The organism is Salinicola sp. NYA28a (genome assembly GCF_976982775.1).
Map to the genome: position 1 here is coordinate 2,159,498 of NZ_OZ334582.1, position 22,253 is coordinate 2,181,750.

The 22,253-nt window shown below is 65.4% G+C and carries 15 protein-coding genes; 4 read left to right on the forward strand and 11 right to left on the reverse strand.

All coding sequences use genetic code 11. The features are described from left to right. Positions 1-46: 46 nt before the first annotated feature. Complete coding sequence (locus ACWHY3_RS09855) at positions 47-1,867, reverse strand: SEC-C metal-binding domain-containing protein (protein WP_448126434.1); 1,821 nt, start codon at positions 1,865-1,867, stop codon at positions 47-49. Positions 1,868-2,017: 150 nt separating this feature from the next. On the opposite strand from ACWHY3_RS09855, the gene ACWHY3_RS09860 reads away from it, so the two are divergent. Genes ACWHY3_RS09860 through ACWHY3_RS09870 form a run of 3 tightly spaced genes read left to right on the forward strand, consistent with a single transcriptional unit; the run spans position 2,018 to position 6,991 of the window. Next, positions 2,018-3,931, forward strand: coding sequence for a hypothetical protein (locus tag ACWHY3_RS09860; RefSeq protein WP_303853586.1), 1,914 nt, complete (start codon positions 2,018-2,020; stop codon positions 3,929-3,931). Positions 3,932-3,974: 43 nt separating this feature from the next. After that, a complete protein-coding gene (locus ACWHY3_RS09865; protein ID WP_448126435.1) occupies positions 3,975-6,020 on the forward strand; it encodes a DNA topoisomerase III in 2,046 nt (681 codons plus the stop codon). Then, the gene (locus ACWHY3_RS09870) at positions 6,017-6,991 is read left to right on the forward strand and encodes a ketopantoate reductase family protein (RefSeq protein WP_448126436.1); all 975 of its coding nucleotides are present in this window, start codon (positions 6,017-6,019) and stop codon (positions 6,989-6,991) included. The genes ACWHY3_RS09865 and ACWHY3_RS09870 overlap by 4 nt, the downstream gene beginning before the upstream one ends. A gap of 59 nt (positions 6,992-7,050) precedes the next feature. On the opposite strand, the gene ACWHY3_RS09875 is transcribed toward ACWHY3_RS09870, so the two are convergent. From ACWHY3_RS09875 to cysM, 8 genes are all read right to left on the reverse strand, one after another. Then, a complete protein-coding gene (locus tag ACWHY3_RS09875; RefSeq protein ID WP_448126437.1) occupies positions 7,051-7,737 on the reverse strand; it encodes a nucleoside/nucleotide kinase family protein in 687 nt (228 codons plus the stop codon). Positions 7,738-8,090: 353 nt separating this feature from the next. Next, positions 8,091-8,399, reverse strand: coding sequence for a chaperone modulator CbpM (locus ACWHY3_RS09880; protein ID WP_179208900.1), 309 nt, complete (start codon positions 8,397-8,399; stop codon positions 8,091-8,093). Further along, on the reverse strand, positions 8,396-9,412 hold the full coding sequence (locus ACWHY3_RS09885) for a DnaJ C-terminal domain-containing protein (RefSeq protein ID WP_448126438.1): 1,017 nt from the start codon (positions 9,410-9,412) through the stop codon (positions 8,396-8,398). The genes ACWHY3_RS09880 and ACWHY3_RS09885 overlap by 4 nt, the downstream gene beginning before the upstream one ends. A 132-nt stretch (positions 9,413-9,544) precedes the next feature. After that, a complete protein-coding gene (gene ppc, locus ACWHY3_RS09890; RefSeq protein WP_448128155.1) occupies positions 9,545-12,220 on the reverse strand; it encodes a phosphoenolpyruvate carboxylase in 2,676 nt (891 codons plus the stop codon). Positions 12,221-12,412: 192 nt separating this feature from the next. Next, on the reverse strand, positions 12,413-13,288 hold the full coding sequence (gene mazG / locus ACWHY3_RS09895; protein ID WP_448126439.1) for a nucleoside triphosphate pyrophosphohydrolase: 876 nt from the start codon (positions 13,286-13,288) through the stop codon (positions 12,413-12,415). Further along, a complete protein-coding gene (gene relA / locus ACWHY3_RS09900) occupies positions 13,285-15,549 on the reverse strand; it encodes a GTP diphosphokinase (RefSeq protein ID WP_087719484.1) in 2,265 nt (754 codons plus the stop codon). Before relA ends, mazG begins: the two co-directional genes overlap by 4 nt. Position 15,550: 1 nt before the next feature. After that, a complete protein-coding gene (rlmD, locus tag ACWHY3_RS09905; protein ID WP_448126440.1) occupies positions 15,551-16,975 on the reverse strand; it encodes a 23S rRNA (uracil(1939)-C(5))-methyltransferase RlmD in 1,425 nt (474 codons plus the stop codon). A gap of 2 nt (positions 16,976-16,977) precedes the next feature. Then, positions 16,978-17,874: a cysteine synthase CysM gene (cysM, locus tag ACWHY3_RS09910; RefSeq protein ID WP_087719486.1), complete on the reverse strand. Its 897-nt coding sequence runs from the start codon at positions 17,872-17,874 to the stop codon at positions 16,978-16,980. A gap of 258 nt (positions 17,875-18,132) precedes the next feature. Between cysM and ACWHY3_RS09915 the strand changes: the two genes are divergently transcribed. Then, on the forward strand, positions 18,133-20,649 hold the full coding sequence (locus ACWHY3_RS09915; protein WP_448126441.1) for a response regulator: 2,517 nt from the start codon (positions 18,133-18,135) through the stop codon (positions 20,647-20,649). Positions 20,650-20,654: 5 nt separating this feature from the next. Here ACWHY3_RS09915 and pdxJ read toward each other — a convergent pair whose 3' ends face one another. Further along, positions 20,655-21,458 (reverse strand): pyridoxine 5'-phosphate synthase, encoded by an 804-nt coding sequence (gene pdxJ, locus ACWHY3_RS09920; RefSeq protein ID WP_448126442.1) that lies wholly within the window; start codon positions 21,456-21,458, stop codon positions 20,655-20,657. 80 nt (positions 21,459-21,538) lie between these two features. Next, complete coding sequence (gene recO, locus ACWHY3_RS09925; protein WP_332779330.1) at positions 21,539-22,249, reverse strand: DNA repair protein RecO; 711 nt, start codon at positions 22,247-22,249, stop codon at positions 21,539-21,541. Between the last annotated feature and the right edge of the window lie 4 nt (positions 22,250-22,253).

Consider the following 22,253-nt stretch of genomic DNA (forward strand, 5'->3'; position numbering starts at 1 on the left):
GGCTCGGACAGGAATGAGAAATGAATAGGCCTGTCGCTGGCGAACCTCAGGAGAGCGCCCGGCGCTGCCGGGCGAGCCAGTCCAGGGCGCCCTCCGAGGCGAGCCACTGGTCGCGCATCAGCTGGCGATACTGCCACGCCTCCGCGCGCGTGCCCGGCTCCGGCATATCGTCGCCGAGCCGTGCCGGCCGCGGGCGGTCTTCGCACAGGATCGGCAATATGTAGGGATTGGCCGAATAGACCTCCCGCAGCACGGCGAGCGCGTCCTCCCGACGCGACAGGCGGTAAAGCGCCAGCACCCGGCCCATCTGCACGCCCAGCATCTCGGTCCCTTCCGGCCCCTGTTCGCTGACCGCCAGCGCCTGTTCGTCGTTGCCCTCACGCAGCAACTGGTCGATCACCAGCTCGCGCAGGCCCAGGCTGTCCTCCTCGTCCAGCGCCAGCAGCCGCTGCGCCAGCTTCCGCGCCTCCTGCCCCGCGCCACGCTCCATGCCGATGACCAGCGCCAGGCCGGTTCGCAGCAGCGTCGCATTGTCCGCATCGTGCCAGGAAAAGCTGCCACCGGCGTCCTCGAGCTGGTTGAGCCAGAAGCCATAGCGCTCCGCCAGCGGCGTGAAGAAGGTATCGACCATCCAGGGCAGGCTGCCGAAGCGACTGGCCAGCGCCAAGGTCAGCGCCTGCATCACGCGCGGCGCGTCCAGCCATTCCGGGTTGGCGCATAACGCCTGCAGCCACTGCGGCGCCGTTACCCACGGGTCGCCCAGAAACCCGAGCGCGGCATCTTCGTCGATCTCGACCTCGCAGGCATCGGCCCAGCCGCTATAGAGCGATGCCTCGCGAGAGCTGGGTTCGTACAGCAGCGCCCCTTCCTCGGAGTGGGTCAGTTCGAGACGGGGCGGACGCTGCTGGGTATGCAGCAGCGCCTGCAGCGCCGTCAACGGGCCGGCCAACGCCTCCTCGGAGTGGATGACCTGCTCCGCCAGCGCCGCCTGAGGGTCGTCGGCCAGCTCGGCGATGAATTCGAGCTGATCCGGGTCCAGGTGGTGCTGGCGCGACAGCCGTCGCCACCAGAAGGCCGCGCGCTGACGCGCCTTGCCGACATTGCCTTCGTGAAGCAGTACCATCGCCTCGATATACGCCAGCGATGGTGAATCCGGCAGGGTTCGCTGGGCGCTCTGGAAGGCGTCCCGCGCGCTGGCCAGATCGCCGCTGTCCAGATGCATCAGGCACAGCCGCTCGAGGGCGGCACCCCGCAGGAACCCCGGCCCCTCGGCCATCACTTTCTCGACCAATGCCGCTCGCTTGCGATGGAAGCCGCGCTCCTGATAGAGATCGACCAGGATTTCGAAGGCCGGCTCGATCTGCTCTTCCAGCGCCTCCCAGTCGCGATCGCCGGCAAACAGCGACTCCAGAATCTGCTGGGCGCGGCCGTTGTTGCCACTCTCCGCCGAGACGATGCCGGCTTCCAGCAGCGCCTGCGGCGGCGCCTTGCGGCTGTCCAGCGCGGCCTTCAGCGTCTCGCCACGCCACTCGCGCAGCGACAGCATCCACATCAGATGCCCGGGAATGACGCTGGGCATCTCGACTCGCGCACAGCAGTCGCGATAGAGCCGTCCGGAGTCGCACCAGCAGGGTTCGTCCCGCTTCGGCTCCGCCAGCGGCTCGGTATCGAAGTCGCGCCGGACCAGCGGGGTCTGATTCCAGATGAGCGGAGCGAGCGCCTGGGCCAGATCGAGACTGCCGCCGCAATGTTCGACCCCCTCGGCTCGGGCCCATGCCATCATCGTCGGGTAATATTCATTGGCGCGAATCGCCTCGAGGGCACCGCTGGCAAAACCCAGCAGCTGTTCGACCCAAGCTGTCAGCATGGCATTCCTCCGTTTTCTGGCCTCATCCTAGCACGCCGGGCAACGGCGCTGGCGAGTGCCGGCATGGGGTGATAATTTAGCCGCCGCTTGCCCTATCGTGACTAGCCGACCGCCGTACCCACCCACCGTCGTCACCAGAGAGGAGCGCCCGTGCTCTTGCCGATTCCGTTTCGTCGCCCTTCGCAGTCGGCCGCCAGCGATGCACCACAGGTAAGGCTGGAACGGGAAGGCCGTGACGAGATTCGGCGCATCACCGCGGCGGTCGAGAAAGTTCCCTGGACCGTCAGCCTGCTGCAGATCCTGTGGACCGCCGGGCCGGTCACCCTGCTGGGCGCCTGGGGCGGCTACCTGCTGGGCTACGGCAAGGCGCCGACGCTCGAGAACTACATCTTCTTCATTTCGTTCACGGTCATCACCGGCGCGGCGGGGATCATCGCCAATCTTCTGCATCACCTGACAGGCGGGAGACGGCTGGAACGGACCTCGAGTCGCATCGAGCGCGTCATCAAGACGCTGCCGGAGCTGCTGCTGGCGACGCGCAATCTCATCGTCGAAAGTCTCGAGGGGGATGCCCGGCGCCGTGAAGCGGCCGCCATGCTGTTGCGCAAGCAGGACCTGTCGCCGGAAGGCGTCGAACTGGCAGCGCTCGAACTGCTGGACGATCACGAGAGCGCGCGCGTGATCGGCCAGATCGATGTCTATCGCCGGGTGGGCCTGCACGCGCGTGTCAGCGATCTGGTCGAGATCTACCGCGACGACATCGAACCCCGCCTCACCGAACTGTACGAGCTCGCGCCGGTGGCGATCACCCTGCTGCGCGAGCGCTTCGAAGGGCACGCCCCGGACCCGCGCTACGGTGTGCCGCGCGACGAGCACTTCATCGAACGGGTCATGGCCGCCATCGAGCACGACAACGACCTGCTGATGACGCTGCAGGACGTCGAAGAGATGGTGATCCTGGCGTTCGAACTGATCAGCGGCCGGGAGATTCCGGTGCTGTCGTTCGAATATCGCGGACGCTGGAAGCTGGCCCGGGCGTTCGACAGTCTCGAGGAAGCCCGCGCCCGCCACCGCATCGCCCAGGCGACCGGGCTCTCCCGCCTCAAGGCGCTGAATACTTACCTGATCGAGCATTCGGTGACCCCGCTCGCCGAGAACGTCTCCGGCCAGCGTGCCGATGCCCTGCTGGCCCACAGCGTCGCGGCCATCGACGAACTGAGCGAACAGATCCAGACGCTGGCCTACGCCATCCATACCGGGCGCAGCGATGATCGCCAGACGCTACGCCACCAGGCAGAGGTGCTGACCAACGCGATCAAGCTCTACAAGAGCGTCTCCAGCGCCTACAACGAAGTCGGGCGCAGCCACGCCCATCGCCTGCGCATGGCCCAGCGCTGGGAGGCGGTGAGCGCCGATCTCTCGGACGACACCACTCGCCTGCGCCTGGGGCCGGGGCGGCGCGGCCTGCGCATTCGTGAAAGCAAGATAGCGCTGAACGACGAGGCCAAGGCGGTGGTGTGCAAGCGTCTCGGCCAACACCTGGAGAAGGCCAATATCGGCACGCTGCGCGAGCGGCTGCGCCAGGCCGAGCGGGATACCCAGCTCAGCGTAGGGGTGGAAAGCGCCAAGCGGGTCGCAGTAGAGATATTTCTGGCGCTGGAGCCCCACGTGCACCTCTCGCGCCCGGCCGTTCAGCGTGCCATCAACAGCACCAATGCCGCGGATTTCGGCCAGCTCGAACCCAACCTGTCGATCGCCGCGAAAGCCGCGATGGGGTCCGCCATGGTCCGCGAGATCGAGACCGACCTGTCGCGCACGGCGGAGTCGCTGGCCCTGGCCCTGGTCAAGCACTACCGCGTCGCGCTGGAACCGGAGGCGATGGCGTTCCTGCAGCGCCAGTACGGCGCGCGGGAAGCCACGCTGCAGATGCTGACCAACGTCAACCTCGACCGTGGCGAAACGCCCAACGTCAGTTACCTCAGCATGGCGCCGCCTGCGGTGGGTACGCCGCATCGCCAGTGGTATCGGTCACTGGTTCGCGCTCGTCGCCATCTCGAAAAATGATCGCCGAACGGATCGACCACAGCCATCTGCCGGAGCCAGTGCCATGCGCTTGATCGTCGCCGAAAAGCCGAGTCTCGCCCGCGCCATCGCCGACGCGCTGCCGGTCAAGGCGACGCGCCGCGACGGCTATCTCGAGGCCGGCGATACCGTCGTGAGCTGGTGTCTCGGCCACCTGCTGGAACAGGCGCCGCCCGAGCGCTACGACCCGAGATACAAGCAGTGGCGGCTCGATGACCTGCCGATCATCCCCCAGCGATGGCAACTGGTGCCCAGAAGCCAGGCGAGATCGCAGCTGGCCGTGCTGCGCAAGCTGATCAAGAGCGCCGATAGCGTCGTGCACGCCGGCGACCCGGATCGCGAGGGACAGTTGCTGGTGCAGGAAGTGCTGGATCATCTGGGCTGGCGCCGGGAAACCCAGCGGCTGCTGGTCCAGGATCTCAACCGGCCCGCCGTGGTCAAGGCGCTCGCCCGCCTCGAGGACAACCGCCGCTACCAGCCGCTCCACGCCGCCGCCGAGGCCCGTTCCCGCGCTGACTGGCTGTACGGCATCAACCTGACCCGCGCCTGGACCCTGATCGGGCGCCAGGCCGGCTTCGATGGGCTGCTGTCGGTGGGTCGCGTGCAGACGCCGGTGCTGGGGCTGGTGGTCCGGCGAGATCGCGATATCGCCGCATTCGAACCCAAGCCCTTCTACGTTCTGTGGGTCGATCTTCGCGTCGCCAACGGCTCGCTGCGGGCCTGGTGGCAGCCCGGCGAGCACCATCCGCTGGACGGCTCGTGTTTTGATGGCTCATGTTTTGATGAACAGGGCCGCCTGCTCGATCCGCGTCCGGCCGAGGCGCTGGCGCAACGGCTCAGCGGCGCCCGCGGCTATCTCGCCGAGCTCGACCAGAAGCGCAAGCGCCAGGCCGCGCCGCTGCCCTACTCGCTGTCCGCGCTGCAGGTCGATGCTGCACGACGCCACGGCCTCTCCGCGCAGCGAGTGCTCGATGTCTGCCAGTCGCTCTACGAGCGCCACCAGCTGATCACCTATCCCCGTTCGGACTGCCGCTACCTGCCCGCCGCGCACCATCGGGAGGCGGCGAAGACCCTGACCAGCGCCTGTCACCTCGACGATCAACTGCGGGGATGGGTCGAGCAGGCGAACTTCGGCCTGCGCTCCAAGGCCTGGGACGACGCCAGGGTCGGCGCCCACCACGCGCTGGCGCCGACGGGCCGGCCGGCGGACATGGACAGCCTGAACCGCGACGAGGCCAACCTGTTCCGGTTGATCGCGCGCAACGTCCTCGCCCAGTTCTATCCGGCGCTCGAGACCTACGAGACCCAGGCGATCTTCGAACTCCTCGACGAGCGCTTCAAGGCCCAGGGGCGGGAGATCCTCGAACCGGGCTGGAAGCCGCTGTTCACCACGCGCGACGATGTTCCCGCCCTGCCACCGCTGACGCGTGGCGAGCCGGCCACGGCGACCGATGCGAGCAGCGAGAATCGCGAAACCCGGCCACCGGAGCCGTTCACCGACGCCAGCCTGATCAAGGCGATGATGAACATCGCCCGCTACGTCGAGGACCCCGCGGTCAAGCGTACGCTGCGCGAGTCCGACGGTCTCGGCACCGAAGCGACCCGGGCCGGCATCATCGAGACGCTGCTCACTCGGGGCTATCTGGTCCGCGACAGGAAAGCCATCAAGGCCACGCGCATCGGCCATGCCCTGATCGACTCGCTCCCGTCAGCGGCCACCCGGCCGGAACGTACCGCGCTGTGGGAGCAGCGGCTCTCGGCGATCGCCGACAATCAGGATGCGCCGGCGCCCTTCCTGGAAGCGCTGATCAGCGACCTGCGCGCGCTATTGGGCCAGGCGGACGCCGGCCGGCTGAATCAGGCGCTCAAGCTCGCGGCGCAGGGCAGCGCGCCGGAAGCCCCGGCTGCAAAGCGCGGCGGACGCAAGACCGGTGCCAGCCGCTCGCGACGACGATCGACGGGAACCCGATCGAAGGCCGCGCCATCGAAAGGCGGACAATCGAAAAGCGGGCAGTCGAAAGCCACCGCCAACCCGGCACGCGCCCGCCGCGCCAGGAAGCCCGACTCATGACGATTCGCCCCGAACACGCCGGACCCGAACTTGCCCGGCCCGCGACGTCGCCCGACGGTGGCCCGTGGCTTATTGTCGGCGCCGGTGCGCTCGGCCAGCTGTTTGCCGCCGCCCTCGCGCCGACGAATCCCGTGATCCTGCTCGGCAGACGCCCGGCACCGCCCGCCATCCGGTTGCGCACGCTGGAAGGCCGGGATCTACGGATAGCCCTGCGACGTGCGCAGGTGAGTGATTGGGCAAACCGGCCATCCGGAAACGAAGCGCCGGCGCTGGTGGTACTGGCGACCAAATCGCACGATGCACAGGCGGCCCTGGACGCGCTAGCGCCCCGTCTCGCGCCGGCCACGCCGTTGCTGCTGTTGCAGAACGGCTTTCGCAGTCAGCCGGACATCACCGAATGCTGGAGCGGGCCGGTGCTTTGCGCCTCGACCACTGAAGCCGCCTATCGTCACGAACCCGATCCGGCCGGCCTTTTACCCGATGTGGTTCATGCCGCCACCGGCAAGACCTGGATCGGCGATCTCGCCGACCGTCACCTCGCCCTGGCGGCCAACGTTGCCGAGCGCCTGACCCGAGCCGGCATCACGGCCGCGCCATGTCGCGATATCCGCCAGCGGCTATGGCAGAAACTCGCGATCAACGCCGTGATCAATCCGCTGACCGCCAGCCATCGTGTTCGCAACGGCGAACTGGCCGGGCCCCGATTCCGGCCCTGGATCGTCGCGCTGGTAGCGGAGATCGCCCAAATCATGCAGGCCGAAGACGTCTTGCCACCCGACGCGGGCTGGCAGGCGCTCGTCGACGGCGTGATCGAGACTACTGCCGCCAATCGGTCTTCGATGCTGCAGGACGTGCTCGCCGGCCGCCCCACCGAGCGTGATGCGATCCTGAGGCCGCTGATCGAGGCGGGGCGCCGCCATGGGCTCGACGTCGCCACGATCGATGCACTCTATCGAACGACGCCGCACTGACCGTTGCCGACCGCATCGACAGTCGGCAAGCCACGAGTCTTCTCGCGCCCGGCGGGCGATCAAACCGATTTGAATCGTATGCTGGTGCCGTTCCACAACAACTGGCGATCGGCGCTGGCGGCCACGGCCTCGATGCGTTCGGCGTTGGGGGCGTCGGTCGTTCGCACCCACTCCCGTGCCTGCCTTTCGGTACGGCCGAACTGCATATGCCGAGCCACCAGGCGCTCTTCCCGCGGTTCCCGATCGACATCGAGAAACCACACTTCGTCCAGCATGGCCCGCACTCGAGGCCAGGGTTCCTCCTCGAGCAGCAGATAGTTGCCTTCGGTAATGATCAGAGGCGTTCCCGGCGCGACCGCGATACTGGCGGCGATGGGTTCCTCGATTGCCCGATAGAAACCGGGGGCATACACGGTTTCGCGATTGCGGTAACTAGCGCGAAGACGATGCAGCAGATCGCGGTAGCCGAACGCATCGAAGGTGTCCGGCGCGCCCTTCCTCTGGGCACGCCCCAATGCGTCCAGTTGGCGATTGGAAAGATGGAAACCATCCATCGGCACAACCTGCGCCTGATCCCCCAGCGCAGCGAGCAGCGCCTCCGACAGCGTGCTCTTGCCGGAACCCGGTGCGCCGACCAGACCGAGAATTCGGCGTTTTGATGAATCGATTAAGCTACGAGCGGCATCGAGAATCAGCGGGTCGATATCGATCGATAACGCCCGCGTTTCCGTTGTCATGATTGGCATGAGGGAATCGCAGAAAAAGCGGGAAGTTCAAACAAGCCTAGCACGCTCATTTTGATGATGAGAGCGGTTTTTCAGCGACACGACTTTAGTCGTAAACTTACCAATATGACGCATGACCGGGAGCTACCTGGCGGTTTTCCCGGTCGATATTCAGGCTATCCAGCTGCAAAGCGGATTCATGACGCGGCAACGATATCGAAAAACAGCCCCCTAGGTTTTGTCTGAAAAGTCGTCGAGCGAAGGTCAGACAAGGCAAAAATCGTTGAAAAGACGGAGTTTACGCGGTGTAAATGAGTACTTTGAGCCGATTTTTAACGCCGTATGGCCGAGCGCAGGCAGTTTTCAGACAAAGCCTAGCTTTCGCCGACTCTCTGACGCAATCTTGCCACCTCATCCATCAGTTCGAGCGCCAGTGCCGCCCCGGCCAGATTGACGCCGAGATCCCGTTGCAGGCGCTTTACGACCTTCACGCGGTGCAGGCTAGCGCCATAGAAACGCCACTGCTCGCGCCGACGCCCGCTGGGCTCGATGATGCCTTCATCGACCAGTTCGATGATCCACTCAGCGTGGACCGTGCAGGCTCGGCACAATTCGCCCAGCGTCAGAACGGGGGTTTCGTCGAGATTGTCGACCGGCATCTCGGTAAGGTCGTGGATGGTCATGATCCGTTCTCCGCGTCCGCTCTGGGATTGAAACCTGCCACCGCCGCCAGCTGGCGATAGGCTGCCTTGACGTCGTCACGCTTCGCCGAAGGCAGGACGACCTCCAGGGTCACGTAGCAATCCCCCGGCGGCTGACCGGGTATACCGCGGCCCTTGAGTCGCAGGCGCCGCCCGCTCTGGGAGTCCGGTGGAATCTTCATCTCCACGGAACCTTCGGGCATCGGGACCGTAACCGTGGCGCCCAATGCCGCCTCCCAGGGCGCGACGGGGAGCTTCACCGTGACGTCGCGCCCTTCCACCTGATAGCGCTGATGCGGCTCGAATTCGATCTCCAGGTAGAGATCGCCCGCCGGCCCACCGCCAAGACCCGGCTCGCCCTGCCCGCTCAATCGGATCCGCTGGCCCTGCTTCACGCCCTTGGGAATGCGCACCTTCAACGTGCGATGACGAGACCGCAGCCTGCCCTGCTCGTCGATTTCGCCGCTCTGGAGCGTCAGCGTCCGCGCTGCACCGCGATAGGCATCCTCGAGTGCAATCGCGACCTTGGCGTGATGATCCTCGCCGCGCACACTCGCGCCGCGGGTACGATACCGAGCGCCGTCGGACTCACCATGGGTAAAGCCGTCCGAGCCGAAGCCCGTCGAGCCAAAGCCCCGGCGCTGGCCGAACAGGGACTCGAAGAAATCGCTGAAAGCCGCACTGTCTTCCCGAGAATAGCCTTCCTGCGTGTAACCACCGCCCCTGAACTCGAATCCGGTATCCCAGTCCGGTGGCGGCCGAAAATCCTGCCCGGCCCGCTGGCCTCGCCCCACCTGATCATAGGCGAGACGCTTTTCCGGATCCTTCAGCACCTCGTAAGCCTCGCCCAGCTCTTTGAAACGGGCATCGGCGTCGGCTTCCTTGCTGACGTCCGGATGATACTTTCGCGCCAGCTTGCGATAGGCCCGCTTGATCTCATCCTGGGTGGCATCCCGCTCGACACCCAGCACCGCATAGTAATCCTTGAACTCCATGCCGCACTCCCCGTGACCGAACCGACGGTGACCGCGGCCGGATGGCGGAGGACGGCCGACCAGTCGTCGGTCCGTCCTCGATCGCGTCTCGCAGTCACTATCCTTATAGCAGGATTGGCGAGGCTCGGGTGGCTAGCCGGTGTTGCGAAGGCCAGCGGCGATGCCTGCCATCGTGACCATCAGCGCCCGGGAGAGCTCCGGGGTGATGTCGCCGTCCGCATCGCGGTTGCGCTGCAGCAGTTCGGCCTGGAGGCCATGCAGCGGGTCGATGTAGGGGTTTCGCACCTCGATGGCCTGACGGATCAGCGGCGTGTTCTCGAGTAACTGGCGCTGATCGAGTATCCGCAGCAGCACGGCCTCCAGATCCCCCAGGCGCTGGCGCAGCGACTCGCCCAGTTGCGTCAGGGCGGGATCGTCGACCAGGCGCTTTTCGTAGTAGGCGGCGATGAGCGGATCCGACTTGGCCAGCAGCATCTCGAGCATGTCCAGATAGGTGCCGAAGAATGGCCACTGCTCGCGCATCTCGCGCAATCTGTCGAGCCCGCCATCTTCTTCCAGTCGCTTCGAGAACGCTTCGCCGCTCCCCAGCCAGGCCGGCAGCATCAAACGGGTCTGCGTCCAGGCGAAGATCCAGGGGATGGCACGCAGCGTTTCGATACCGCCCTCCTGGCGTCGCTTGGCGGGACGCGAACCTAGCGGCAGCCGGCCCAGCGCGCCTTCCGGCGTCACCGCCCGGAAGTAAGGCACGAAATCAGGGTCCTCGCGCACGACGCCAACGTAGGCGCGGTGGGCAATGCCGGCCAGGCGATCCATCTCCTCGCGCCAGACCGGCTGCGGCGCGGGCGGCGGCAGCAACGTCGCTTCCAGCACCGCGCAGACGTAGATCTCCATCGAGCGCAGGGCGATATCGGGCTGGCCGAACTTGAAGCGGATCATTTCGCCCTGCTCGGTCACCCGCAGGCTGCCGTTCACCGAGCCGGGCGGCTGCGACAGGATCGCGGCATGGGCCGGACCGCCGCCGCGACCGACGGTGCCGCCGCGGCCGTGGAAGAGGGTCAACGACACGCCGCCTTCGCGGCACACCTCGACCAGCCGTTCCTGGGCCCGATACTGAGCCCAGGCAGCCGCCAGCTGGCCGGCATCCTTGGCCGAATCCGAGTAGCCGATCATCACTTCCTGGTGATCGCCGGCGACCTCGCGATAGCCCGGTAGCGCCAGCAGACGTTCGATCACGTCACCGGCCCGATCCAGATCGTCCAGCGTCTCGAACAGCGGCGCGATGGGCAGACGCACGCCGTTGCCGGCCTCCTTCATCAGCAGCGCCACCGCCAGCACGTCGGAGGGTTGCTGCGCCATGGAGATGACGTAGGTGCCCAGCGCCTGGCGATGCTCGCGGCCGATGACGCCGAAGGTATCGAGCACTTCGCGGGTCTCGGCCGAGCACTCCCAGCGCGAAGGAATCAGCGGTCGCGGCGAGGCCAGTTCCTCGAGCAGAAACGCCTGCCGTGCCGGCTCGTCCCAGTCCTGATAATGGCCGATGCCAAGGTATTGGGTCAGCTCCTCGAGCACCTGCGCGTGGCGGGCGCCATCCTGGCGCACGTCGAGCTTGGCCAAGTTGACGCCGAAGACCGTCACTCGTCGCAGCGTGTCGAGCAGCACGCCGTTGGCGATGGTCTCCAGCCCCACGTCGCACAGCGAGCGATAGCAGGTCAGCAACGGCGCGAAGAGCTGTTCGCGCGTTTCGATGATCGGCGCGTCGCCGGGCGGTTCACCGTCGAGCCGCGCCCGCGACCAGGCCCGGGTCGCCTCCAGCCGGGTCGATAGCCGTTTGAGCAGGGCGCGATAAGGTTCTGCTGCTTGTCGAGAATCGAGCTCGGAATCGTCCCCGATCTCGGCCCGCAGCGCATCGCTGGCCTTCCACATCGACAGCTCGGCCTTGAGCTGTTCGAGATCACGCAGGTAGAGATCGGCCGCCATCCAGCGTCCCAGCAGCAGGACTTCTTCGGTCACGCTGGCCGTGACATTGGGATTGCCGTCCCGGTCGCCGCCCATCCACGAGGCGAAGCGGATGGGCGAAGCTTCCAGCGGCAGGCGCTCGCCGGCGATCTCCATCAGCAGCGCGTCCAGATCGCGATGGAACGTCGGCACCGCTTCCCACAGCGAATTCTCGATCACCGCAAACCCCCATTTCGCTTCGTCGACGGGTGTGGGGCGCTCGTGGCGGATCTCGTCGGTGTGCCAGGACTGGGCGATCAGTTCTTCCAGGCGGCCGTGCGCGCGCTGCAGCACTTCCGGGTGGTCGGCGCTGGTCTCGATGATCTGCAGGCAGTGATCGATGGCGTCGTATTTCTGGATCAGGGTGCGGCGAATGACTTCGGTGGGATGCGCCGTCAACACCAGGTCGACTCGCATGTCGGCGATGGCATCGACCAGCTGGCGCGGGGAATGTCCCGATGACGAGGCCCGATGGAGCAGCTCGCCGAGATCGGGCTGGGTGCCGGGCTTGTAATCCTCGACCCGCCGAAAGCGCGCCCGATAGTGCTGCTCGGCGATATTGGAGAAGTTGAGAAACTGGTTGAACGCACGAGTGACCGGCAGCAATTCCTGCTCGGGGAGCGCGCGAAGGTAGTCGATCAGCTCGCGGCGGTCCGCTTCCTCGGCGCTCTGCCGTCCTTTCTTGGCCAGGGCGCGGATACGCTCGATGCGGTCCACGAACTCGCTGCCGAGATCCTTGGCAATGGTGCGGCCGAGACTATCGCCCAGCAGCCTGACGTTGTCCCGCAGCGATTCATGCAGCGACGTTTCCACTTCCGAGTTCATGGCATCCCTCCCAAGATGGTGGAGCAGGGGCACCGTGTGGCGCCCCTGCCCGGACAGACCGATATCGTCAAAAGCCCTATCGTCAAAAGCCCTTTAGGGTTCAGCATAACGATCTGCGGGACGGAGTCGACCGGCAGGAAAAACGACATTAGTCGTAAATTTACGACCTCAACGAAGGATTCAGGCGTTTTCGTCCTGCTTCGCCGCCTGCCAGTGGCGCTCCATCTCCTCCAGCGAGGCATACTCGATGCGCGAGCCATCTGCCGCCAGCGCCCGCTCGACATGACGAAAGCGGCGCTCGAACTTGGCGTTGGTGCGGCGCAGCTGCTGCTCCGGGTCACACCCCAGACGGCGCGCCAGGTTGACCACGGCGAACAGCAGGTCGCCGACCTCTTCCTGGGCGTGGGCCCGATCGTCTTCGGCCAGCGCCGCTTCGACCTCGGAGAGCTCCTCGCGAATCTTGTCGATGACGCCACGTTCATCCGGCCAGTCGAAGCCTTGGCCGGCCGCACGCTTGCTCAGCTTGGCGGCCCGGCTCAAAGCCGGCAAGGCGGTCGGAACGTCGTCCAGCGCCGAGGCCCTGCTTCGATTCGAAGTATGGCGAACCTCGCGCTCCTCGGCTTTGAGCGCTTCCCAGCGCGCCTTCACCCGGCTCTCGGCGATCTCGTCATCGCCTCGCCGGGACTCCAGCGTGCCGTCGGGGAAGACGTGCGGATGGCGGCGCAGCATTTTTGCCGTCAAGGTATGGACGACATCGCCGAAGTCGAAGCGCCCTTCCTCGCTTCCGAACTGGCTGTAGTAGACGACCTGGAACAGCAGATCGCCCAGCTCGCCCGGCAGTTCGTCGAACGCCCGCCGCTCGATGGCATCGGCGACCTCGTAGGCTTCCTCGAGCGTATGCGGAACGATGGTGTCCCACTCCTGCTTGATATCCCACGGGCAGCCGTGCCGGGGGTCTCTCAATACGGCCATCAGAGTCAGCAGGTCATCGAGCGTATGTCGCCGAGAATCCTGGCGACCAGCATCGGGCGATGGTGCAGTGCCTTCGTCCTTCATCGTGACTCCTGTCCCTGAGCATGGCCTTGGCGCAGCCGTTTGACGTCGATCACGTTGGGCAACTGCTGGATGCGCGAGAAGATGCGCTCCAGCGCTTCCAGCCCGTCGATTTCCAGCGTGATCCGCATCCGCGCGATATTGTCCAGCTTGTCCGTCACCGTGTTGACCGAGGTCACGTTGACGCGATCACTGGAGAGTACGTGGGTGACATCGCGCAGCAGCCCGGAGCGATCCCACGCTTCGATCTCGATATCCACCGGGTACTGGGCACGTACTTTCTGCCCCCACTCGACATCGACGATCCGCCGTGGCTCCTCGCTGCGCAGCTGCAGCACGTTGGCGCAGTCCTGGCGGTGAATGGTGACGCCGCGACCCTGGGTGATGTAGCCGATGATCTGGTCCCCCGGCACCGGGTGGCAGCAATTGGCCATGGCCGTCTTGAGATTGCCGACGCCAAGTACGGTGATGCCGTCGCTGGATTCCTTGCCCTGGTGGCGCCTGGGCTTGGTCAGCAGCCGGTCGAGCTGCTCCTGATCGTCGCTCTCGCCGAACAGCTGCTGCGCCTGATGCAGCACCTGGCCGATGCGAAGATCGCCGGCGCCGATCGCGGCGTACATGTCATCCACCGAGGTGTAGTTGACCGCCCCCGCCAGCCGTTCGAGGTCGACGCCGTCGATGTCGAGCCGGCGGAACTCGCGGTCGAAGATCGCCTTGCCCTCGTCGAGGTTCTGCTCCCGCGCCTGCAGCTTGAACCAGGCCTGGATCTTGGAGCGCGCGCGCGAGGTGCGGACATAGCCCAGGTTGGGGTTGATCCAGTCACGGCTCGGCGCACTCTTGGTCGCGGTGAGGATCTCGACCTGCTGGCCGGTCTTGAGCAGGTAGGTTAACGGGACGATACGGCCGTCTACCTTGGCCCCGCGGCAGCGGTGGCCGATTTCGGTATGCACGCGGTAGGCGAAGTCGATCGGCGTGGCGACCTGCGGCATGTCGATGACGTGGCCGTCCGGGGTGAACACGTAGATCCGATCCGGCGCCACATCGCTCGCCAGCCCTTCGCGGAAATCCCCGACATCGCCAACCTCCTCCTGCCACTCGAGCACCTGGCGCAGCCAAGCGATCTTCTCTTCGTAACTCCGGCTCTTGGCGTTGGTGTCCATCCCCTTGTAGCGCCAGTGCGCGCAGACGCCGAGCTCCGCCTCCTCGTGCATGGCGAAGGTACGTACCTGGATCTCGAGCACCTTGTTCTCGGGGCCGATCACCGCGGTATGCAGCGACTGGTAGCCGTTCTTCTTGGGGTTGGCGATATAGTCGTCGAATTCGTTGGGCACATGATGCCAGCGCGAATGCACGATACCGAGGGTGGTGTAGCAGTCGGCGATTTCGGGCACCAGAATGCGCACCGCGCGCACGTCGTAGACCTGGGAGAAATCGATGCGCTTGCGCTGCATCTTGCGCCAGATCGAGTAGATATGCTTCGCGCGACCGTCCAGGTGATATCGCAGTATCCCCTGGCGTTCGAGCAGCGTTTCCAGCGTATGCACGACATCCTGGATATAACGGTCTCGATCCAGCCGCTTCTCCGCCAGTTGCTTGGCGATCGACTTGTATTCGGTCTCGTGCAGGTAGCGGAAGGCCAGATCCTCCAGCTCCCACTTGATCTGGCCGATGCCCAGCCGGTGGGCCAGCGGCGCGTAGATATCAAATACCTCGCGCGCCACGCGCAGCCGCTTTTCACGGGACGCGTCCTTGACCTGTCGCAGCATGCAGGTCCGTTCGGCGATCTTGATCAGCGCCACGCGGACGTCGTCGACCATGGTCACCAGCATCTTGCGCAGGTTGTCCTGCTGGTTGTGCTGCGACAGTCCGTGCTTGGGCGCCTGAAGCTGGCTGATCGCGGCCATGCTGAGCACCCCTTCGATCAGCTTGGCAACTTCGCCGCCCATCTGCTTGGCGACACTCTCGAGACTCAACAGACCGCGACGGACGCTGCGATAGAGAATCGCCGCTTCCAGCGTGGGTTGGTCCAGCTTGAGCTGGCTAAGGATGTCGGCCATTTCCAGGCCGGTGAGCAGTGTCTGGTCAGGGAGCGCTTCGGCCACGCCCTGGTGGGCATCCCGCTCGCTGGCCCGGAGGGCCAGTTCGCAGGCCTGGCGTATTCGCTCGGGCGCTCGCAACTCGACATCCTGCTGCAGTCGTTTCAGCCACAAATCCAGATCGACGCTGCCATCGACCAGCGGCTCGCTCTCTCGCACTTTCACCATGCTAGTGCTTGCCTCCCGAAATCGGACTTCCGAGACCACCAACCCGCCGCCGTGGCCGCTCGAACAGCGCGAGCGACTCCAGATGGGCGGTATGCGGAAACATGTCGGCCATTGCCAGACGCGACAACGAGTAGCCTCCCGCCAGCAGATGCGCCGCGTCCCGTGCCAGCGACGCGGGATCGCAGGAGATATAAGCCACCCGCGCCACGTCGCTTTCCGCCAGCTGTCGGCAAACCGCATCGGCACCGTCCCGCGGCGGATCCAGCAATACCGTATCGTGCTCGGCAATCAGCGCTTCGATCGTCGCGCCTGGCGCGCTGAGGTCGGCCTGCAATGCCGAGACGTCCAGGCCGTTGCGGCCGGCATTGTCTCGCAGCCGCTCGACCATCTCATTGCTCCCTTCGACCGCCGTGACGCTGGCAACGTCACCAGCCAGCGCCAGCGAGAAGTTGCCGATACCGGCGAACAGGTCGAGCAGCCGCTCCCCGCCGCCAGGGGCGAGCCAGTCTCGCAGCGTGTCGACCAGGCGCTGGTTGATCTCGGCGTTGACCTGCAGGAAATCACCCGGCGCCAGCGCGAGCGACACCGGTCGGCGATCGCCGCCGTCGACCGTCGTGACCAGCTCTGGCCTGTCGCCAAGCCAGACCAGGCTGGTCGACTCGCGGCCTCGGCGCAACGCACAGGCCACACCTTCGCGCTCGGAAAAGGCTCGCCAACACTGTTCGTCACCAGGTACGTCGCGCAGCTGCCGCACCACCACGGTGACCACGTCGGCATCGGTCAGCAACAGTTCGAGGTGCCCCACATGACGAGGCGCCTCGAGGGACTCCAGCTGTGCACGCAGGCGCGGCAACAGGGCCGCCAGCGGCGTCGCCAGCACGTGGCAGCTGTCGATGTCGACCAGCTGCTCGCTGCCTCGCGCGCGGAACCCGAGATGAACCCGACCTTGCGCGTCGCACTTGACGCCCAGCCTGGCGCGACGACGATAGCCGGCATCGTGGCCGAACAGCATCGCTATCTCTTCCGGGGCATCAATGGCTTGACGCTTGAGCAGATCGACCAGTACCCGGCGCTTGTGCTCGCGCTGGCCCTCGACGCTCAAGTGCTGCAGATCGCAGCCGCCGCAGCGTGCCGCGTAGATACAGGGCGGTTCCACACGCTCTTCGGCCGCGTTGAAGCGCTCGCGTACATGAGCCTCGTCATAGCGCTTGCGCTGACGATGGATCGCGATGTCGACCCGCTCTCCCGGCAGCGCGGCATCGACAAACACCGTCTTGCCTTCGGCGTTTCGCGCTACGCCACGCCCGTCATGCGCCAGTCGCTCGATGGTCAGCGAGCCGTCGTCGGCTTTCGCTGCCGGTGCGTGCCGCGACGTCTGGCGTTCGCGACGTACGACCGGTGACCGCTTTTTCCCCAGCATCGCCATGATCAGGCGTCCGGCGCATAGAGGCCGGTGGAGAGATAGCGATCGCCCCGGTCGCAGACGATGAACACGATCACGGCGTTGTCGACCTGTTCGGCGACCCTCAGCGCCCCCGCCAGCGCTCCGCCGGAGGAGACGCCGGCGAGAATTCCCTCTTCCCGTGCCAGGCGGCGCATGTGCTCCTCGGCTTCCTGCTGGCCGATGTCCAGCACGCTGTCGACTCGCTGCGGTTCGAAGATGTCGGGCAGATACGCCTCGGGCCAGCGCCGGATGCCGGCAATGCTGGCGCCGTCCGCCGGCTGAAGGCCGACGACCTGGATCGACGGGTTGCGCTCCTTGAGATAGCGCGAGGTCCCCATGATGGTGCCGGTGGTCCCCATGGCGCTGACGAAATGGGTGATGCGCCCCGCGGTCTGCTCCCACAGTTCGGGACCGGTGGTACGGTAGTGGGCCAGCGGATTGTCGGGGTTGGCAAACTGGTTGAGCGGCTTGCCTTCGCCTCGGGCGATCATCTCGTCGGCCAGATCCCGCGCCCCTTCCATGCCGGCTTCCTTGCTGACGCCGATCAGCCTGGCGCCGTAGGCCGCCATGGCCTGCTTGCGCTCGCTGGAGGCGTTGTCCGGCATGATCAGGATCATGCGATACCCCATCACCGCGGCGGCCATGGCGAGTGCAATGCCGGTATTGCCGGATGTCGCTTCGATCAGCGTATCTCCCGGCGAGATATCGCCCCGAGCCTCCGCTTCGCGGAGCATGGAGAGCGCCGGGCGATCCTTGACCGAGCCTGCCGGATTGTTACCTTCCAGCTTGGCCAGAATCGTATTGTCGCGCCCGGCATTGATGCGGGCGAGTCTCACCAATGGCGTATTGCCAACGGTTTGCGCGAGCGTGGGAAATGCCATAGAAAAGTTCCTGGGGCCAGAGCTTGTACGGTTTCGAACCGGACCAATGACGAAAGCGGCCGGCCGAGAACCAGTAAATGGAATGGTAATAGTATATCGAAGCCGGCGGGGGACATGACAGCGGTCATCCAGGACACGGCGACGGCTCGTGTGTCGGCATCGCCGTCTCGATCCATAATGGGCGATCGGTTTTATGGCATTGCCGATTCGAGTCACTGGCAGGGCTACGGTTTTTCAGACCTTCGCCGATAAAACTCCATGAAAACGCAAGAGCTTCAGGGTTTAATGGTTTCACGCGGGCTGATCATTTTTTTCATACTATTTTCCGCGCTGCTGCTCGGCTTGGCCGGGTGGCATGCCTGGGAATGGTGTCGTGCCAATGATCAGATGTTGTCCCGACGGCTGCAAAGCATCAACCGTGTCTTCACGCCATCGCTGGCTGAGGCCGCGCAGAACGAGGACATGCCTCGGGTGCACAAGCTGCTGGCCCGTCTGACCAGCGACCCGGCTATCGTCAACGCCACCCTCCGAGATGAAAGCGGCAAAGTCCGGGATTTCACGGGGACGGCCCCTCCTCCGGCGGCACTGGAGACGCTTTCATCGGCATTGCGCACCTGGAACCACGATGGGGTTCGGAGATGGATACAACCGCTGGAGACCTTCGTTCTCCCACAGTCGCCGCACCGCTACTGGCTGGATCTGAGTCTCGATCCTCTACGCGCCAACTCCATCCCTGACCGCCCTTTTAACCTCTGGCTGCCGCTGCTGTCACTGCTGCTATTGATTCCGTTGACGTTGGTCTGGCGGCGATCACCTCTTGACCGTACGACGCGTGACCGGACAGCGCCCAGCGCCAAAGCGTCGCTTTTCCCGACGTCATCATTGACTCACGCACCGGAAGTGAGCCCGGACAGTGATCTGACCTACGTGAGTCATGAGCTACGCGCGCCGCTGTCCGGGGTGCTGGGGTTCTGTCGCCTGCTGGAGAACAGCCCTCTCGATACGCAGCAACGGGAATGGCTCCGCCACATTCATCTGGCTTCCACCGGGCTGCTCGATACCGTCGACCATGTGTTGGGGGACAATCGCAGCCGGACGGATCACGTCTTTGATATCGCCGAGGTACTCTGGGAGATCCTGTGTCTGCAGACGCCGTTGGCGCAAGCGAAGCGCATGACCTTGCTGGCTACCGTCTATGACGACGTTCCCCCTCGCCTCGTTGGTGCCGACATCGGCATCCGCCAACTGCTGACCAATCTGATCAACAATGCCATCAAATACGGCGAGGAAGGCGATATCGTCATTCGCGTCGTTCTCGAGAGCCGTGAAGGTAGCGCGGTCCGCTTGCGCTTGAGCGTCAGCGATGGCGGCAGCCGCGATCCATCACATCGTCAGCGCCTGCAGCGAGCGCTCGAACGAGGGCGAGCCGAGGCAGTCGATGCCAGCACCGGCGTGGGTATCGCAATCTGCCAGCGCCTGACAGCGGAGATGAACGGGTCGCTGGCCCTGGGAGCCCGTTCGGGCAAGGGCAACACGGTCATCGCCAGCATCGGGCTGGAGGCCTGCGAGCCCTATGTTCGCCCCGCGGAGTTCGATCTGGAAGGCGCGGAGATCGCGATATGGCAACCCCATGCCCGGCTGGCGTACAGGCTCGACTATGCGCTCAAACGCTGGCGTGCACGCCCGAAATCGCTGAGCGAAGCGGATTCTTTGAGCGCGACAGGTGACACGTGTCAGCTATCGATCATCGGCATCGACGAAAAGGCCCTCGCTCCCGAGACCCACCGAATCTGGCAACAACGCTTCGACGCCATGCGCCGCCCCTGTCTGCTGGTGGCCAATCTCACCCCGACGCGGCCGATAACCTGGCGTCTGCCGGAAGGAAGCGCCATCCTCCGTTTGCCGATCTCCCGATATAGCCTGGGGCGAGCCCTGGCCAGGATGCTCGCCGAGCATCGTCAGCAGGATTTACCCCCACGCCCTCGAGTGCTGGTCATCGATGATGACGAGGTGTCGCAGCACTACCTCGACGCAGTGCTTCCCATCATCGGCACGGAGGTCGTGGTGGCGGGCAACGCCGCCGAAGCCATCGCCATCGCCTCGAAACGAACCATCGATCTGGTTCTGGTGGACCTGCACTTGCCCGATGCCAGCGGCTTCGAAGCGATCCACCGGTTGCGACGGCTGAATCGGGAATGGAAGCGTAAGCCCGTCATCGCCATGACCGCCGAACCGAACGCGCACGAACGAAGCCGATCGACGGACGACGGCATCAACGAGATATTGATCAAGCCGCTGGAGGAAAGTCTGCTGAGAAGCGTGCTGGCGAGGTATCTGACGATGCCCCTACGCCCGCCCTCGGAACGAACGACCTCGTCGCCGGGTACAGACGTCTCCCGAACGCCGTGGCCCCTTCATGCGGGCGACCTACCGGTCGTCGACAAGGCCCAGGCCCGCCGGGTCAGTGGCGACCGCGAGGCGCTCGCCGAAGACATGTTGGCCCAGTTAATTGCAGAGCTGCCCGGGTATCGACACGAACTGAGTGTTGCGTGGCAGTGTCGCGATGCCGAGCAGCTTGCCGAGATCGCCCACCAACTCGGCGGCGGTTGCCGCTACTGCGGCGCGCTCCAGCTGGCGGCGGCTTGCGAGACATTGGAGAGCCGCGCTCGCCGACACCCGCTGGACGCGTGTGGCGAGGCATTTCGTGAAGTGATGGCCGCTTGCGACCGTCTGGGCATCTGGGCCGACGACCAGACGGTCACTGGCATCCACTGACGCGCTTACGCGTGGTCGTGGTCGTGGTCGTGGTCGTGGTCATGCTCGAAGGATTCAATCTGGGCGACGAGTCCCGACTCCTGGCCGGCCACCATCAGCCGTTTCATTTCCGCCACGGCTTCCTTGAGCCCGACGAACAGCGCCCGCGCGATGATCGCATGGCCAATGTTGAGCTCGTGGATACCAGGGATCGCCGCAATCGCCTCGACGTTGTGGTAGTGCAGGCCGTGTCCGGCGTTCACCACCAGGCCCAGTTCGTCGGCGAATTCCGCCGCCGCGGTCAGTCGTTCGTACTCGAGGCGCTGCGCCTCGCCGCTGGTTTCCGCATAGGCACCGGTGTGCAACTCGACCACCGGGGCACCCACCTCGAATGCCGCCTGAATCTGCGCCGGCTCGGGATCGATGAACAGCGAAACCCGGCACCCTGCCGCCTCGAGTCGACGACAGGCACTAGCGATGGCATCGCGACCGCCAACGACGTCGAGCCCCCCTTCGGTGGTCAGCTCTTCCCGCTTTTCCGGCACCAGGCAGACATCCGCTGGCTTCAGCCGCTCGGCGAGGGCGATCATCTCCTCGGTCACCGCCATCTCCAGGTTCATGCGCGTATTGAGCACGGCCGCGATCAGTTCGACGTCCCGCTCCTGGATATGCCGTCTGTCCTCGCGCAGATGCAAGGTGATGCCATCGGCGCCGGCTTCCTCGGCCAGCAGCGCGGCCTGGACCGGGTCGGGATAGCGGGTACCGCGGGCCTGGCGTAGCGTCGCGACATGGTCGATGTTGACACCCAACTGAATACGAGTAGCGATCATGAACTCGGGCTCCTTGGAGCGGTGAAAGACAAGAGGACCCGGGTCGAGGGACGCGCTCCCCGGCCCGGCGATAGCGAGAATCAGGCACGCCCCTGACGGCGGCGCTGGCTGAGCCGTTGCATCAGTTCCCGGGAGCGTAGCGGCTGGTTGCCAATCAGCGGCGCCAGTGCCGCTCGGGTCAATGCCTTGCTCAGGCCAGCCAGCCCGGACGCGTCCCAGTCGCCGCGCGCCAGCAGCTTGAGGCTGCGGCCATCCCAACCGGGGTGCTGCGCACCGACGGGCATGAAGCGGCGGCTCTCGACAACGTAGGTGTAACGGGTGGAGGGATCGAGCGGGCTGTCGTCCGTCTCGAGAAAGATCGGCTCGGCATCCAGCGCCTCGAGCAAGGTGATCTCAAGGCGCCTGAGGCTGGTGGCACGTTCGGCCGGCCGGGTCAGTCGCTCGATCGTCCTGGCGTAGATGGCGAAGAGATCGCCCGTCGGCAGCCCGACCGGCAGCGCTCGCGTCAGCAGCTCATTGGCGTAGAGTCCACAAAGCAAGCCTTCACCGGCCAGCAACACCGCGCTCTGGGTGGTTTCCATCATCCGCAGGCGTTTGAGATCGCCGTCGCCGATCCAGGTCAGATGCAGTGGCGCAAAAGGTTGCAGCTTGGCGCGGGACTTGCTCCCCGCCCGCTGAACGCCCTGGGCGACGGCGCGGATATGGCCGTGCTCCAGCGTGATGACGTCCACCAGGGCGCTGGTCTCCCGATAGGGCCGCTTGTGCAGCAGATAAGCCGGCTGGGGCGTCATGGCC

Coding starts and splice junctions, on each gene's coding strand:
- ACWHY3_RS09855 (WP_448126434.1), bottom strand. CDS start 1,867: ATGCTGACAGCTTGGGTCGAACAGCTGCTGGGTTTTGCCAGCGGTGCC.
- ACWHY3_RS09870 (WP_448126436.1), top strand. CDS start 6,017: ATGACGATTCGCCCCGAACACGCCGGACCCGAACTTGCCCGGCCCGCG.
- mazG (WP_448126439.1), bottom strand. CDS start 13,288: ATGAAGGACGAAGGCACTGCACCATCGCCCGATGCTGGTCGCCAGGAT.
- ACWHY3_RS09880 (WP_179208900.1), bottom strand. CDS start 8,399: ATGACCATCCACGACCTTACCGAGATGCCGGTCGACAATCTCGACGAA.
- ACWHY3_RS09865 (WP_448126435.1), top strand. CDS start 3,975: ATGCGCTTGATCGTCGCCGAAAAGCCGAGTCTCGCCCGCGCCATCGCC.
- pdxJ (WP_448126442.1), bottom strand. CDS start 21,458: ATGATCGCTACTCGTATTCAGTTGGGTGTCAACATCGACCATGTCGCG.
- ACWHY3_RS09915 (WP_448126441.1), top strand. CDS start 18,133: ATGAAAACGCAAGAGCTTCAGGGTTTAATGGTTTCACGCGGGCTGATC.
- cysM (WP_087719486.1), bottom strand. CDS start 17,874: ATGGCATTTCCCACGCTCGCGCAAACCGTTGGCAATACGCCATTGGTG.
- relA (WP_087719484.1), bottom strand. CDS start 15,549: ATGGTGAAAGTGCGAGAGAGCGAGCCGCTGGTCGATGGCAGCGTCGAT.
- ACWHY3_RS09875 (WP_448126437.1), bottom strand. CDS start 7,737: ATGCCAATCATGACAACGGAAACGCGGGCGTTATCGATCGATATCGAC.
- recO (WP_332779330.1), bottom strand. CDS start 22,249: ATGACGCCCCAGCCGGCTTATCTGCTGCACAAGCGGCCCTATCGGGAG.
- ACWHY3_RS09885 (WP_448126438.1), bottom strand. CDS start 9,412: ATGGAGTTCAAGGATTACTATGCGGTGCTGGGTGTCGAGCGGGATGCC.
- rlmD (WP_448126440.1), bottom strand. CDS start 16,975: ATGGCGATGCTGGGGAAAAAGCGGTCACCGGTCGTACGTCGCGAACGC.